This window comes from Pelagibius sp. Alg239-R121, assembly GCF_947331435.1.
Lineage (GTDB): Bacteria > Pseudomonadota > Alphaproteobacteria > Kiloniellales > Kiloniellaceae > Denitrobaculum.
The window spans coordinates 115,376-129,691 of sequence record NZ_CAMZOF010000014.1 but is presented as its reverse complement, the minus strand read 5'-3'; the positions used below and the strand labels follow the sequence as shown (position 1 = coordinate 129,691).

The 14,316-nt window shown below is 53.9% G+C and carries 6 protein-coding genes and 1 pseudogene; 5 read left to right on the top strand and 2 right to left on the bottom strand.

Features of this window, described 5'->3' with window-relative positions:
* The first annotated feature begins 63 nt into the window (after positions 1 to 63).
* Together QMZ18_RS33835 and QMZ18_RS33830 are read left to right on the top strand one after the other, a co-directional pair.
* Positions 64 to 2,382, top strand: a complete 2,319-nt coding sequence (locus QMZ18_RS33835) for a fibronectin type III domain-containing protein (RefSeq protein ID WP_282610873.1) — start codon at positions 64 to 66, stop codon at positions 2,380 to 2,382.
* Positions 2,383 to 2,526: 144 nt separating this feature from the next.
* Positions 2,527 to 3,225 carry a choice-of-anchor E domain-containing protein gene (locus QMZ18_RS33830; protein ID WP_282610872.1) on the top strand — a complete coding sequence of 233 codons (699 nt, stop codon included), beginning with the start codon at positions 2,527 to 2,529 and terminating at the stop codon, positions 3,223 to 3,225.
* Here the strand turns inward: QMZ18_RS33830 and QMZ18_RS33825 are convergent.
* Both QMZ18_RS33825 and QMZ18_RS33820 read right to left on the bottom strand, forming a co-directional pair.
* Complete coding sequence (locus QMZ18_RS33825) at positions 3,222 to 3,452, bottom strand: hypothetical protein (protein ID WP_282610871.1); 231 nt, start codon at positions 3,450 to 3,452, stop codon at positions 3,222 to 3,224. The genes QMZ18_RS33830 and QMZ18_RS33825 overlap by 4 nt on opposite strands.
* Positions 3,445 to 4,340 (bottom strand): annotated as a pseudogene (locus QMZ18_RS33820) (integrase core domain-containing protein). Before QMZ18_RS33820 ends, QMZ18_RS33825 begins: the two are co-directional and overlap by 8 nt.
* A 271-nt stretch (positions 4,341 to 4,611) precedes the next feature.
* Here QMZ18_RS33820 and QMZ18_RS33815 point away from each other — a divergent pair.
* The 3 genes from QMZ18_RS33815 to QMZ18_RS33805 all read left to right on the top strand — a co-directional run bounded on the left by QMZ18_RS33815 (position 4,612) and on the right by QMZ18_RS33805 (position 14,300).
* Complete coding sequence (locus tag QMZ18_RS33815; protein ID WP_282610870.1) at positions 4,612 to 5,598, top strand: DUF1612 domain-containing protein; 987 nt, start codon at positions 4,612 to 4,614, stop codon at positions 5,596 to 5,598.
* A gap of 213 nt (positions 5,599 to 5,811) precedes the next feature.
* Positions 5,812 to 13,848 carry a SpvB/TcaC N-terminal domain-containing protein gene (locus QMZ18_RS33810; protein WP_282610869.1) on the top strand — a complete coding sequence of 2,679 codons (8,037 nt, stop codon included), beginning with the start codon at positions 5,812 to 5,814 and terminating at the stop codon, positions 13,846 to 13,848.
* A gap of 308 nt (positions 13,849 to 14,156) precedes the next feature.
* Positions 14,157 to 14,300, top strand: coding sequence for a hypothetical protein (locus QMZ18_RS33805; RefSeq protein WP_282610868.1), 144 nt, complete (start codon positions 14,157 to 14,159; stop codon positions 14,298 to 14,300).
* Positions 14,301 to 14,316 lie beyond the last annotated feature (16 nt).

Genomic DNA, 14,316 nt, shown 5'->3' with positions numbered 1-14,316 from the left:
AATGACTTTCTAAGGTTGTAATTGTAATATAGTATTACCCTCTCTTCTGATGGGGGAGTTGAGATGAAAAGTTTTTTTTCAACAATTCTCTGCGCTTCGATTCCTATCACTGCGGTGAAGTTTCTCGAAACTCTTACGCGACGTTGTGTAGTCGCCTTTTTATTCGCAGTGACGCTGATAGCAACCAGTATAGATGCGGCGATTGCCGACCCAATCACTAATGCTGGCCCGTTTGCATTCCGAGACAATGAGGGTGCTAGCCCTGTCTTCACGGGCATTGGTGACAACTTTTCGTTTGGGGTTAGTTCCGTCTCCCCTGATGGGGGACTGGGGACTACAGCCTTCGCTACGAATACCGCGACTGGAGATGTTCTCGCCCTGCCAAATGGAGCCAGCGGAGGACGGCCAGATCTATTTGCAAGAGATATACCGTACGACACAGCTCAAACCAACGGCTGGTTAGCGCCTTGGCTTGTGACTATCGAAAATGGCATCGATTCGACGACACGAACAACACCGGGAAGGGCCGGTGTAAAAAAAATGGAGTTTGTCAGAAATCTCTCAATTTCGGGAACAGGCACAAACCCAACCGTCTCCTGGCAGTTACCAACTGCTGGCCCCAATATTTCGCGAGTTCGCTACGAACTTTGGAATGACGATACAGATGTAATTATCGTAAGGCTCGTTGATCTTGGCACAGGAGCGACAAGTGTACGGTTAAAAGGTCTCGAGCCAGGCATTAACTATGCAGTCCGTGTTATCCCTGAACAATTGGACAACACTGGGATAGTGTCACGCTCATCGAATTGGCTCGGCTGGACTGCCACTGAAGGAGCCGCAGATGGGCAAGTACTATCTCTAACTGCGGGTTCGCCGGCGAACGCAACTCAGATCGTCAGTACGCCAGTCAACCCGTTCTCTTTGGAGTTCGACTTCAAGTTTTTAACTCCCACGGGCGACCTAACCGTTTATTTAAATGGCGTGCAGATCGGAACGACTCTCGAATCATCTGATGATCCAACTAACCAATTTTTGCATGCCATATTTGAAATCGAAGATACGGCGCTCCTCAATCTTACAAACATACCACTTGTGTTCGAGATTGACGGCCCAACTGGATCTCAAGTGTTGATCGATAACGTCCAATTCCCGGAACTTGTGAATGGGACGTTTGATGAAGGGCTTTCAGGTTGGACCCCAGGCGGACAGGGTCAAGTTTCTTTACAGGTTATCCCTGAACCTTCGACTCTTATCCTTTTCATTCTTGGACTTCTGAGCCTCGGTGCAATTGCGACTTCACGAGTAAATCGATCTGCCCGAACGCCACTACTTTGCTTAGGAGGAACTAATCATCGATGGCAGACGGCGGTCGCGAGACTTCGGCGATCTCACAAAAGTTGCCTAGGGTATTCTTGCGCTCTTCTGGTTGACGGCGCTAGAATTCGAACCAATGGACAGCAGATTCCTGCGGATCTTCATAGGCAGAATGTCAAGGCAACGACAACTATCGCACTCACAATTATTGCCATTTTGATATTGATCGCTTCAGTGACATCACCATCAAACGCAGCGCCGATTTTGTCGACGTTTGCGCGATCAACCGGTGTTTCCTGTAGTGGGGAAGATAGTGAGACCGTAAACGACGGCGTGGCTTTCTCTAATCAAAACTGCATTGGCACAACAGGCAATCGTTCTGTAGTTAGCTTGGTTCGGGCGCGCGCACAGTTTGGATCGTTGGGAGTCTCGACTTCAACCCAAACCACTGTATTGCCAAGTGGTCAGGGAGGTGGGTTAGGCCAATCAGGACGTGCCATCGCAAGAATTCAGGAACGCCTGTTTATTCAAGACGGTACGTCTGATGGATTTGTTCGATTTTCAATTCGTGTTGAAGGATCAATCGACTACCAACCTCCAAACAACACAACCTTATTTACTGCCCCTTCATCAATTGTTTTCCTTGATGTCAAAAATCAGAACCAAGACCTTTTTCAAAATTTGTTATCTGGTCCGACCAGCTCGATCCAACAAATTCAGGAACTGGTAACAGTAGATATACCTTTCACACTCAGCACTCTCTTTCTGGATGCCAGCCTTCACGCAATATACGACTGTGGTTCCATAAATGGCGGTGCGGCGCCCGTAGGGCCATCCTGTTCTATTAGTCAGGATTTTTTGGGAAGCGCCATATTCACCGGAGCCGAGGTGTTCGACTCAATGATGAATCCTCTGTCTACAGCCGGGATCACATCTGAGTCTGGGTTCGATTATAAGTTTGGTTTCCAAACGTCACCGGAAATCAACGAACCCTCCTCATTTGTTTTATTCACGTTCAGTCTTTGTGTCTTTGGGATTCTCGCATCGCGAATTTTTCGCCTGCACTAATAGAGGCTAAGTACCAATGTGCATGATCCTGGATGCCCGTATTTTCTCTCTACTTCTTGTTAGATAACTTGTTAGCCCGCTGAAATCATACAAAAGACGTTTCTGTCTTCTATATCAATGCAGTTGGACAACGGGGAGAATACAATGTACCGCCATTTCTTTTTTGCCTTGCTTTTCGTCGCTTCTGTTTCCGGTCCTTCATCGGCAACGCTCTTAACAGAAGGGCCAGTTAACAGTTCAGCTCCAACGAATTATCCTTTAACAGATAACCTCGGGCCCGAATTTCAAGTCTCGTTTTCAAAATTCAACCCTAACTTGGGCACACTTAACTCTGTTGAACTTTCTCACCGTTGGACTGGGTTCATGGCTGTCCAAGTTACCAGTGGAGGGGCATCCGGGGATTTAACGCTGACCAACCAGCTTCGCTCCGTTGGCGGTGACATATTGATTGAAGCGAACGACACCAATTTCTTCGCAAGTGGAGGTGCTTTTGCGTTTTCATTCACCTTCAACAACATCGGGGTTACTAGCATAATTACCGATCCTGCGATTCTCGCGATCTTCACCGGAAATGGTAACATAGATCTCACGCAACAGCTTGTCGGGACGCTGAGCAACTTCACTGGTCCTGGTGATATATTTGCTGGATCAGTACAAGCAGCTTGGTTTGACTCGACAAGTATCCAATATGATTTTTCGCCAGGGACAACAGTCGTTGTTTCTGAACCGGATACACGATTTCTAGTAAGTTCTGCTATTGGAATGTTGTTGATTGCAGCGCTTTGGCGAGAGCGCAATACTAACTCGACGCGCTTTCACCAGCGGAAGGGTGCTTCCGGCTAAGCGCGAAATAATGCCCGCAGGGAGTTTTCCGGCGTCCCCTTACGCGCCAAATGTTTCAGGGTGTTGAGATCCGCCTCAGTGAGCAGATCGGTGACCAGGTCCTGCCGCTCGAAGGACACCACGGAAATCAGCGAGCCGAGGCGATCGCTCGGATCCTGGCTTGTCTCGTCACTTCTCTCCGCGTCTTCGTCTTTGCATGACGTGCTCCCCGGATTGTCCTCATTCATAAGTTAGCTCTGTTCGGGTTTGGTCCCCTTGGGACCGGGCTGCGAACTCGATCGGTGTGAGCCCGTCCAGGCTCGTGTGGGGGCGCTGGGTGTTGTAGTCAATCCTCCATGTATTGATGATCTGCCGGGCCTGGGCGTAACTGGAGAACAGGTGCTCGTTTAAGCACTCGTCTCGTAGTCGCCCATTGAAGCTTTCCACAAAGCCGTTCTGCATCGGCTTGCCCGGCGCGATGTAGTGCCATGCGACGCCTCGGTCCTGCTGCCATTTGAGCATGGCATTGGATGTCAGTTCGGTCCCGTTGTCGCTGACGACCAGGCGCGGATAGCCGCGCAGTTCGGCAATGCGGTCCAACTCCCGGCCAACCCGAACGCCCGAGATCGAGTTGTCGACCACCGTCGTCAGGCACTCACGCGAGAAATCGTCGATGACGCAGAGAATGCGGAACCGCCGGCGCTCCGACGCCAACTCCCGCAGTCGCCGGCGCAGTGCAGAGTCATCCGGCCGTCTCGAACGGTATCGGTAAACACGTGGATCAATACCCACCAGGCGGCACGCCCGCCTCTGAGAATAGCTTTGCTCCTTCATGGCCCAGTCCACGGCTCTTCTCCTCGAACCGGGCTTCAGAAGTTTTTTCCAAGCATCTCTTTCAGCGTCGCATTATCGAGAACCTGCTCGGCAAGAAGCCGTTTCAGTTTCAGGTTCTCATCCTCCAGCGAACGCAGCTTCCTGGCGTCGGACACTTCCATCCCGCCATATTTGGAGCGCCACTTGTAGAAAGTGGCATCACTGATTCCATGTTTACGGCACAACTCGGCCGCCGAAAGACCTGCCTGATGTTCCTTCAAAACACCGATGATCTGCTCTTCAGAAAACCTGCTGCGCTTCATCGTCTGTCTCCTTCATCAAAGAACAGACTAACCCAATTTCGAGGAGCTTCTAGGGGAGCACGTCATGCCCATTGAGACCCTGCCCTCGCATTCTCGCTTTGCCCCAAAACGGCGGCCGCCGCGGGTGGCTTAATTCGCTATTTTGTCAGATTCCATCACTTACGATAAGGGTTAATTATCGTAAGTGATGAGATAATCTATAGATACCCTCTAGTGCTCTTCACTAACTATGTGTTAATGAATATTAGAGAATAATTAACGCGATAAACCAATGCCCTATAAACTTCCTCAGAGTCTCCCATGGGACGAGTTCGTCACTTTGTGGGATGAAGCCGGCGACGCGCTCGCACGGCTCGACCAGTGCCTCGGGCACAGCGATTTGAGAGAGGCCTGGTTGCGCCGGGCGGACTTCGAGGAAGCTGCAGCAGCGCTCTGGGTCGAAGGGGGACTCGTCCCTCTGGAGGACCTGGTCCTCGATGATGCCAACACCAATGCTCGCCTGCCCAACCATGAACTCTTTCAGGCCCGCTCGATCCTGCTGATCCGGCGGCGTCTGGCGCGCCAGAAACCCGATGAGGTTTTGACAATAGAAAACCTGCTTGCTCTGCAGGAGGGCAGGGACCAACTGGATATCACGCGGCAGGACACCCAAGAGATGCTCCTGCGCGATCCCTTCTGGGACCCGGAAGAAGCGCTCGAGGAATGGTTGACTCTGCTGCCGCAGTTGGAAGAGCTTCCTGCGCTGCCGGCAGCAGCAATTGCTCTGCATGCCTGGAACAGCCTCTGCCCGTTCCAACACCGCAATCCCACCCTGGGCCGGCTGCTCGCCTCAAGCCTGCTCATGAAACGGGGTAAAATTTCCGGTCAGATCCTCTGTCTGAACCTCGGTCTAAAGGCAATCCGGTGGTCGGACCACAACGCAGGGTACGGTCATGGCGGGGCTTCTCTGGAGATCTGGATCAAGGAATTCTGCCGGGCGGTGACAAAAGCCGCAGGGCAGGGGCTTCAGCTGCATCAGCAATTGGTCATGGCCCGCAGATTAATGTCGCGGCGCCTGGAAGGGCGGCGGACGACATCGCACTTGCCGGCAGTGGCGCAGCTGGTCCTCGAGCAGCCCCTGGTATCGGCGCCGATGATCGCCAAGAAGCTTAAGACCACGCAACCGACTGCGGTCAGGCTGATGGGTGAGTTGGTCGGGACCGGTGCTGTGCGGGAGCTAACTGGCCGGTCGCGCTTTCGAGCCTACGGGATTGTATAGCAAGTGCGAGCTGCAGAATGAAATCAAAAATCTGGTTCCACAATAGAATTAACTCCGCCGGCGAGCCATCCGACAATGATCTTACATTTTGTTTGGCTCCCAGCATCAGTCCAATAACTGGAAAAAAGACCAAGAACATCTCGGAAAAAGAGTGTAAAGTTTGAAAATCTTTTTCGGTTAGCCAGTTGCCGAAGTAAGAACAGGAGCAAGTCCTTGCAGGATCGGACAGAAAGCTCTCAAACAAATAACGTGACTGAACAACAACGGTTCCAGTCAGCAACACAACCAAAGACCAACGAATTTGCTGTCCGCGCACCGTCGATCTCGTTGCCTAAGGGTGGTGGCGCAATCAGTGGAATCGGTGAAAAATTCGCAAGCAACCCGGTCACGGGAACAGGTGCGATGACTCTACCTATTGCCACCAGTCCCGGTCGCTCAGGCTTCGGCCCACAGCTGTCTCTGTCCTATGACTCGGGGTCTGGTAACGGACCATTCGGCTTTGGGTGGAGTCTCTCTTTACCGTCTATCACCAGGAAAACCGACAGAGGCCTGCCGCAATACAATGACGCAGTTGAATCAGACATATTCATCCTCTCAGGCACAGAAGACCTGGTGCCAGTTTATCGACAGGATGGTGACGGGACGTGGGTAGCCGACCACCCAAGTTACCAGCGTGATCCTGAAAGATTTTGGGTGCGCCACTCAGACGGCCAACTCATTGTTCACGAAGATGAGTTGGACGGCTACCGGGTTCGCCGCTATAGGCCACGCATCGAAGGTCTTTTCGCGCGGATTGAGCGCTGGAGCAAACTCGGGGAGCCTGCCGATGTTCATTGGCGCTCAATATCTAAAGATAACATCCTCACCCTCTATGGACTTGACTCGGCCTCTCGCATCGCCGACCCGCTTGATCCAAGCCGAATCTTTTCTTGGCTGATCTGCGAAACGCGCGACGATAAGGGCAACGCAGTTCTCTATCGCTACAAGGCCGAAGACGGGCGCGGCGCCGACCTCAGCAACGCCCACGAGCGCAACCGCGGTCTGGAGGACGACAAACGTCGAACAGCCAATCGTTACCTTAAGCGCATCCACTACGGGAACCGAACGCCGCTGATCGACAAGACCGGTGGGCGCCCACGTTTCCTTGACAAGGCACAAATTGACAACCTGATCGACAACGACGACTGGATGTTCGAGGTCGTGTTCGACTACACGGATCACGATGCAAACTGTCCCAAGCCAAACGACGACAAGACCGAGGATGCGGCGGGATTGCTCAAGTACCCGTGGAAACTACGTTCGGACCCATTTTCCTCCTATCGCGCGACCTTCGAGGTCCGGACATTACACGGACTGTGCCAACGCGTGCTGATGTTCCATCACTTCCCAGGCGAAGAGGGTGTGGAATGCAACTGTCTGGTGCGCTCGACAGACTTCACTTATTCGGACGAAGTGAAACCCACGGACGTCCGCAACCCGATCTATACATTTTTGCGCTCTGTCGTTCAGACCGGCTACCACCGCAACAATAGCGGATACAACCAACGCTCCATGCCACCCGTAGAATTCGAATATTCCGAACCCTTCGTGCAAGACACAGTGGAGCAAGTGAATCCGGAAAGCCTTGAAAACCTGCCCATTGGCCTCGACGGCAGCACCTACCAGTGGATCGACCTGCACGGTGAAGGTATCGCTGGCATACTTCAGGAGCATGCCGGAGCTTGGTTCTACAAGCGCAACCTTAGCCCGATCCCGCAAAAACAGGCCGATGGCAAGGATCAGATTAAAGCGCAGTTCGCTCCACTCGAAACTGTTGCCCGCAAGCCCAACGTGGCTCTGAGCGGCGGCGCAGAGTTCATGGACCGTGCCGGCGATGGTCGACCGGACATACTGACCATACCCGGCTTGTACGAGCACGACGAAGCCGAAGGATGGCAAACCTTCCGTCCCTTCATCTCTCGCTTGAACCGTGACCTGCGCGATCCAAATCTCAGGTTTATCGATCTCAACGGCGACGGTCACGCCGATGTACTGATCACCGAAGATGCCGCCTTCGTCTGGCACGCTTCGTTAGCTGGAGAGGGATTCGGACCTGCTCACAGAGTCGCTCAAGCACTTGACGAAGAAACTGGTCCGCGTGTCGTGTTCAATGACGGCACTCAGTCTATCTATCTCGCCGACCTTTCCGGCGATGGTCTGACCGATATCGTCCGTATCCGCAACGGCGATATCTGTTATTGGCCGAACCTTGGCTATGGTTTCGGCGCCAAGATCACGATGGATTTTGCACCAATTTTCGACAACCCGGATCAGTTTGACCATAAGCTCATTCGGCTGGCAGACATTGATGGCAGCGGAACCACGGATATCATCTATCTGCATCGTGGCGGCGTACGTCTATACTTCAACCAATCAGGCAACAGCTGGAGCAATCACTACACGCTGAGGGTGTTCCCGCGAATCGATGACACGGTGGATATTGTTCCCATCGACTTGCTTGGAAACGGAACAGCCTGCTTGGTTTGGTCATCTCCCATGCCGGGTGATGCGCAACGGCACGTACGCTATGTCAACTTGATGGGCACCCGAAAGCCTCATTTGCTAGTAAAGACCTGCAACAACATGGGGGCAGAGACTCTCGTCGACTACGCGCCTTCCACAAAGTTTTATCTACAGGACAAACGCGACAATAAACCTTGGATCACGCGACTGCCGTTCCCGGTGCACGTGGTCGAGCGGGTGGAGACCTATGACTGGATAAGTCGCAACAGATTCGTTACCCGCTACAAATACCACCACGGCTATTTTGATGGTTTCGAGCGTGAGTTCCACGGCTTTGGCATGGTCGAGCAATGGGATACTGAGGAATTTGTATCTCTCAGCCAGGGCGGCGAAATTCCGGATGCAACCAACATCGATGAGACCTCACACATTCCACCGGTATTGACCAAGACCTGGTTTCATACAGGTGTTTACATGGAACGCAGCCATGTTTCCGATTTCTTCGCCGGGCTGTTGGATGAAAGGGATGCCGGAGAATATTACCGCGAGCCCCGCCTGACAGATGAACAAGTCGAAAAATTACTACTTGAGGACACAGTCTTACCAGTCGGCTTGACGGTGGAGGAAGAACGTGAAGCTTGCCGCGCCCTGAAAGGCTCTATGCTGCGCCAGGAGATCTATGCGCTCACTGGCACGGGCACCGAAGGCTATCCGTATGGCCACCCCTACACCGTGACCGAGCAGAACTTCACTTTGCAGCATGTGCAAGCCAACGGCGACAATCGCCATGCGGTCTTCTTCGCCCACCCCCGCGAAACCCTCAACTACCACTACGAGCGGAACCCTGGCGACCCGCGCATCAGCCACTCGCTGACACTGGACGTGGATAAGTACGGCAATGTCCGTAAGGCACTTGCCGTCGGCTACGGCAGAAGACAGTCACCATTGACCGAGCTGCGAGACAGAGAAAAGCAGACAAAAACGCTGATCAGCTACACTACCAACAGTTTAACGAACGCTGTCGACAATGTAATGCAGCATCCAGACGACTACCGCACGCCGCTTCCGTCTGAAGCGCGGACGTATGAGTTGTCCGGCTTCAAGCTGGAGAACAACGCCGCACGCTTCAGCTTCGACGAATTGTGGCGGGATGATTTCGCATCGCTGGTTTCGATAGTGGAAATTCCCTTCGAGCAGACGGCAGACGACATCACCCAGCAGAAGCGGCTGATCGAGCACGTCCGCACCTACTATCGCAAGGATGACCTGACCGTGCTCCTGCCGCTTGGCGTGGTCAATCCGCTTGCCCTGCCGGGCGAGAGTTACAAGCTTGCCTTCACCCCCGGCCTGATAGCCCATGTCTTCAAACGCAAACAGACCAGCCTGTCCGACGAAGACCTGCTGCCCGACCCCATCACGCCACTGCTAGAGGGCAAGGACGGCGATCAGGGTGGTTACATCGCCATGGATGGCAGCTGGTGGGTTCCTTCGGGCCGGACCTTCTTCGACCCTGTCGCCGATGTTGCCAATCCTTCCAACACAGCGGCGCAAGAATTACAGTCTGCTCGCGAGAACTTCTACCTGCTGCGCAAAGTCGCCGATCCCTTCGGCCGCAGCACCGTAGTGGACTACGACGGCTCGGCCGATCCAAATGCGCCCCGTTATGACCTACTCATTACCGGTACTCGCGATGCATTGGGAAACAGGGTGACAGTGATGAACGACTACCGAGTGCTACAACCTCGGCTGGTCACCGACCCGAACCGCAATCGCACCGCCGCCGCGTTCGACGCGCTGGGCATGGTCGTGGCCACGGCAGTGATGGGCAAGGAAAGTGAGTATCTTGGTGATCTTCTGGAAGACTTCGACGTCGACCTAACGCTCACCGACCTGCTAGCCTTCATTGCCGACCCACAGTCCCAGGCTCGGTCATTGCTGGGTAAAACCACCACCCGGATCGTCTACGACATGGAGCGCTACCAGCGCATCGGCCAGCCACCCTTCGCCGCCACGCTGTCACGCGAGACGCATTTCCACGACCCCGGCGGCGCGCAGACCAGGGTGCAGATCAGTTTTTCCCACTCCGACGGCTTCGGACGCGAGATTCAGAAGAAAATCCAGGCGGAAGCAGGCGATGCGCCGCAACGCCAAGCTCCGGTGCTTCCGCCCGGCGGCGATATCCGCCCCGGCGACTTGGTACGCGACGAGCAGGGTGAACCAGTGCAGGTCAACACGCCGCGCCGCTGGGTCGGCACAGGCCGTACGGTATTCAACAACAAGGGTAAGCCGGTCCGGCAATACGAACCCTTCTTCAGTGCTACGCATCTGCACGAACCCGAGAATGAGATCACCGACACTGGCGTTAGCCCGGTGCTGGTCTACGACCCGGTCGAGCGCGTCGTCGCCACCCTGCATCCCAACCACACGTATGACAAAGTCGCCTTCGATCCCTGGCGACAGACAACGTGGGACGTCAATGATACATTGCATTCGCCTCTGAATCCGGGCGACCCGCCCTTCGACCCCAAGGAAGATCCAGATGTGGGCCAGTATTTATCGCGCTTGCCGCAGGATGAGTATTTACCCACTTGGTATGACTTGAGGACAGATACGGCAAAAGCGTTGCAGAAGTGGCCGGACACGGATTCCGGTGGCCAGCCGCTTCCAGAGAACGCCAGCCGTCGAACCACCGAAAAGAGTGCGGCTGAAAAGGCTGCCGACCATGCCGACACGCCCACCGTCACACACCTCGATGCGATAGGCCGTCCATTTTTGACAATCATACACAACAGGTACGAGCGAAACGGCGCAGTCGTCAACGAGAAGAACGCCAATCGTGTAACGCTGGACATTGTGGGCAATCAGCGCGAGGCCATCGACGCCAAAGATCGCGTTATTATGCGTTACGGCTACGACATGATCGGCAACCTCATCCACCAGGCCAGCATGGAGGCGGGCGAGCGTTGGATACTGAACGACGTCGCGGGCAATCCGATCCGCGCCTGGGACAGCCGCCACTTCCGGCGACGTATGACGTACGACGCACTGCGCCGCGCATCTGACCTATATGTTACTGAGAACGGCGCGGAGCGTTTGGCTGAGCGCAAAATCTACGGCGAAAGCCAAGGCGGTGCCACCAACCACCGTACCCGCGTGCATCAGATATTCGACGGCGCTGGCATTTTGACCAGCGTACATTACGACTTCAAAGGCAACTTGCTGCAAAGCCGGCGAGAACTACTGCCCGCTTACTGGCAAGCAGTGAATTGGCTGCAGAACCCCACAGCCAGCGATGGCAACTTCACAAGCTTAACTACCTACGATGCTCTCAACCGCCCACTTACCGCGACCTCGCCGGATGGCAGCGTCTATCGACCCACATTTAACGAAGCCAGCCTGCTCGACAAAGTGGACGTGAACTTGCGTGGCAGGAAGAATGCTGCTGATGAGCAGGTCTGGACACCTTTCGTCACCGATATCGACTACGACGCCGGAGGCCGGCGGAAACTGATCGCCTACGGCAACGCCGCGACGACCACCTATGACTACGATCCTACGACCTTTCGCCTAATGCACATGCGCACAACACGCCCTGGCAGACCGAACGGTCCAGCGGCACAGATCTTTATCGACCCGATGGTTGTGCAGGACCTGCACTATACATATGATCCAATGGGCAATATCAACCGCATCGAAGACGCCGCCCATAAGACGATTGTCCATGGCGGCCAGCAAGTCCACCCAGTGGGTAACTTTACTTACGACGCCCTCTACCGCCTGATCGGAGCTCAAGGCCGGGAGCATATCGGGCAAAATGCCTTCGACTTCGACCCACCGGATGGCAACAATCGAGACTATCCTTTCGTCGGGCTCACGCATCCCAACGACCTGAAAGCGCTGCGCACGTTCGCACAGCATTATGAATATGACGCCACCGGCAACTTCGATAGCCTGCGCCACGTCGCAGACGGCGGAAGTTGGACTCGGCATTACAACTATGAGGAAGACAGCCTCATCGAAGCTGGCGAGCAAAGCAACCAGCTGACGCATACTATGTTGGGTAATGGCCTCAATCGCATCGAGCCCTATGGCCACGACGCCCACGGCAACATGACTTCCATGCCCCACTTGGCAACCATGGTTTGGGACTTTGAGGATCAGTTGCAGCAAGTGGATTTGGGTGGTGGCGGCAGCGCATATTACGTCTACGACGCGGCGGGCCAACGAGTGCGTAAGGTGATCAACTCACATAACGGTACGCGTCAGAAGGAGCGCATCTACCTCGGTGGCTTCGAGGTTTATCGCGAGTACAAGGGAACCGGCACGACCGCACTAGAACGCGAATCGCTGCATGTTATGGATAACAACCAGCGCATCGCACTGGCTGAAACCCGAACCATCGAAAACGGCAAAACCGTCATTGAGCCGGTTCCTCTCCAACGTTACCAACTCGGCAATCACATAGGCTCGACCAGCGTGGAGCTGGCCGAGGACGGCGCACTGATCTCCTATGAGGAATATCACCCCTATGGTACCACGGCCTTACAAGTCGGGTGCAGCGCTGCTGAGGTGAGCCTGAAGCAGTATCGATATACGGGCAAGGAGCGGGATGAGGAGAGCGGATTCAGTCATCATGGTGCGCGGTATTATGCGCCGTGGCTAGGAAGGTGGACGACAACTGACCCAGAAGGGTTGGTCGACGGACCAAATATCTATGTTTATGTGCAGAATAGACCGACTTCGTATATCGATCCTACAGGAACTGCAACAGGCCTCCCAGAAGGTGCGGCTTATGTGGGCGAGGTGAGCGGACATCACTACTATTCGGTTCCGGGATTGCCTTTTGATATGAGAGGACCGGCGCCTAGTGTGTCTGAAGGAAACGGAGCTGCATCTCCATCCAATGATTCTACGCCAGTATTGGAACAAACGAAAGAGATTGGAGAAGAGAGCGCTAATACGTCAGCGGCTAAAATTAGCGAAAAGGAAAACGCACCTGAGCACGTAGAAACTACAGGTGATTTAGCTCGAGCGTGGGAGCAACAGCAAGCTGAGGCTACGGGTATTCTTGAAGATTGGGTTGGAGACGACCCGAATATGGCGAAAACACTAGCAGCGACAGGAATCGCCACAGCCATGGAGGTAGGCAGGGGCTTCGTTGATATACTCAAATTGGGTGAAGGACTTGCCGAAGGTGGTTTGTCGGGTATTGGCCAAGATGCGCTCCGCCTATTAGGAGGCCTTCCCATGGGCCGTGTTGTAGGAGGGATAAAGTCAGGTCTAACTGCACTTGGAAAAGCTGCTGCACCTACGATCAGGACGGGTGCGCTGGCAATTGCACTGCGCTTCGCCAGCCCGGCGGCTCGGACGCTAAGGCCAACTAAAAACGTCATCAAATCCATGTCGGACTTCAACAAGCAAATGTCGGTAGCTGCAAGAGGTCGAGAGCGTGAGTTCTACCGCAATGTGACAAAGATCGAAGCCCTTGTGAACCCCGATACCCCCAAGGCGCTTCTGGGGTTCCTGCGGAACCAGTTTAAGCAGCGCGGACTTCGCTGGCGCAATCCATTTGGTGGAAGAGGACGAAATAAACGATCTGCCTGGTGGGCCGCGCATCCCTTGGGTAGGGCATATTCAAAGTTTGGCAATACGGGGACGGGTCAATTCAGACTCATGCGAGACGAACTGGTGCGTATGTACTTCGAGTTTGGAAAGAACTTCACGACGAAAGTGCGGCCGCTACCTTGAGTCATATTCGATTGAAATACGAGATAGCCCAGCCACAGATTGCAAACACATTGGATAAAGATATACCGATTATGAACCGGATCAATAGCTTGGACAAACTAGAGAACGAAAAATAATATGCCGCAAATACTAACACCACCCAAACAATATGGGTTTCTGGAGCGACAGTTATTTGACACTGCACTTGCCGGCGTGATCGTGAAACTGGGAAGTGAAAAAGAGCTGTTGTGAGACTCAGCCTGTTCTAAGATTTTGTAGCTACGATCCACAAGGTTCGTTCAAATTTACAAAAACTGACGAACTTTCCCGTGGCGGAGGAGGCGAAGTTTCACCAGACCATGAACGAAACCTACGGACTGATCGATCCTGCCCTCGGCATGGTAAACACCGATCTGAGCGATATCCTGTTAGCTAACGGTGAGCAGGATTTCGAGAAAGTATACGGAACCTAAAAAAATTTGAATTAAG

Bases quoted from the DNA above. Each gene is read 5' to 3' on its own strand.
- QMZ18_RS33835 (WP_282610873.1), top strand. From the start codon at position 64: ATGAAAAGTTTTTTTTCAACAATTCTCTGCGCTTCGATTCCTATCACT.
- QMZ18_RS33830 (WP_282610872.1), top strand. From the start codon at position 2,527: ATGTACCGCCATTTCTTTTTTGCCTTGCTTTTCGTCGCTTCTGTTTCC.
- QMZ18_RS33815 (WP_282610870.1), top strand. From the start codon at position 4,612: ATGCCCTATAAACTTCCTCAGAGTCTCCCATGGGACGAGTTCGTCACT.
- QMZ18_RS33825 (WP_282610871.1), bottom strand. From the start codon at position 3,452: ATGAATGAGGACAATCCGGGGAGCACGTCATGCAAAGACGAAGACGCG.